This window comes from Psychrobacter sp. TB67 (assembly GCF_000511065.1).
Taxonomy (GTDB): domain Bacteria; phylum Pseudomonadota; class Gammaproteobacteria; order Pseudomonadales; family Moraxellaceae; genus Psychrobacter; species Psychrobacter okhotskensis.
Window position 1 is genome coordinate 75,638 of sequence record NZ_AYYA01000046.1, and the last position, 1,408, is coordinate 77,045.

At 44.5% G+C, this 1,408-nt stretch carries 2 protein-coding genes; one reads left to right on the top strand and one right to left on the bottom strand.

Going from position 1 to position 1,408, the window contains the following annotated elements:
• The coding region (msrB, locus tag W293_RS17430) for a peptide-methionine (R)-S-oxide reductase MsrB (RefSeq protein ID WP_037028888.1) at positions 1–269 on the top strand (269 nt) is incomplete at its 5' end.
• 109 nt (positions 270–378) lie between these two features.
• Here msrB and W293_RS16225 read toward each other — a convergent pair.
• Positions 379–1,305: an IS30 family transposase gene (locus W293_RS16225; RefSeq protein ID WP_037025096.1), complete on the bottom strand. Its 927-nt coding sequence runs from the start codon at positions 1,303–1,305 to the stop codon at positions 379–381.
• Between the last annotated feature and the right edge of the window lie 103 nt (positions 1,306–1,408).

Genomic DNA, 1,408 nt, shown 5'->3' on the forward strand with positions numbered 1-1,408 from the left:
AGTATCAATCCGGTTGTGGCTGGCCAAGTTTCACTAAGCCTATTGATATGCAAGTCATTACTCAGCATGAAGATACAGCCTTTAACATGGTGCGTACCGAGATTCGCTCACGGGTAGCAGACTCGCATCTTGGTCACGTCTTCCCCGACGGTCCAAAAGATCGCGGTGGCTTGCGTTATTGTATCAATGGTGGCGCATTACAATTCATTCCTGTCAGTGCGATGCCGCAATCAGGCTACGCGCCACTGGTTAAGTTGGTCAAATCGTAATTTTCATAGCTATAGTCATTTAATGGTGCTTATTTGCACAGTACAAAAAGACGTTAAGGTTATCCTTAGCGTTTTTTTATATTCCTAGATTAACACACCAAGTGCAACGCTAAGTAATGGAATAAAACACCTGGTTTGGCGTTTTAAACCCTAATCGTTTTCTTGGTCTGTTGTTTAACCTGTCTTCAATGTTTTGAACCTCATCATCAGATACTTGTCTAAAGTCACATCCTTTAGGCAAGTACTCTCTAATCAAGCCATTGGTATTTTCGTTTGTTCCTCGTTGCCATGAGGCATAAGCATCAGCAAAGTAGAACCCACTATAGAGTCTTTGCTTAATGGCTTTATGATCCGCAAATTCCTTGCCATTATCGGACGTAATCGTCTTAACGTGTAGTTTCACTGGAGTTAGCATTACCACCATCGCATCCGCGACCAGATGAGCACTCTTTTTAGTCACTCGCTTCATCTTAACCAAACCTGTCTTTCGCTCTACCACTGTCACGATAGCTTGTTTATGGTTTTGACCAATGATGGTGTCCGCTTCCCAATCACCGATGCGGGATCGCTCTTTTACTACATGAGGGCGCTCATGAATTGAGATCCTGTCATTAATACGCCCACGAGTCTCAGTGGTAAGCCTTTGACGATAGGGTTTGGCTTTGCGTCTTAAATACTGCCATAGCGTGCCGCCTTGCCTCTTATCCGTCCATAAGTAACGATAGATACTCGTGTGACTGACTCCACTATGAACGCCTGCTATTTGCTCAGGACTCCACTGCAGTTTAAGCTTAGTCACGACCCAGTCCCAGACGTTTAAAATGATGGTGAAGGCATTATTTGCTCGCCTCGCTTTAGCGGTGTTGTCTGCATGCTTTGCCCGGTAGCCTCGTAGGCTTTTATTGCGTCTAAGCTCTCTTGATATGGTGCTGGGACTTCTGCCTAACGCCCCTGCTATAAATTTAATACTATGTTGTGCCCCTCTAAGGGCATAAATCTGATATCGTTCCTCTAGGCTTAGATGTGTATAGCTCATGGTTGCAATCTCACTTTGGCGGTGGATAGTAGCTTTGATGCTAGCGCATCTAGGCCTCTTTTTCACCTGCTCTTTGATATTGCACTTCATGTGTTAATCTAAG

Bases quoted from the DNA above. Each gene is read 5' to 3' on its own strand.
- W293_RS16225 (WP_037025096.1), bottom strand. From the start codon at position 1,305: ATGAGCTATACACATCTAAGCCTAGAGGAACGATATCAGATTTATGCC.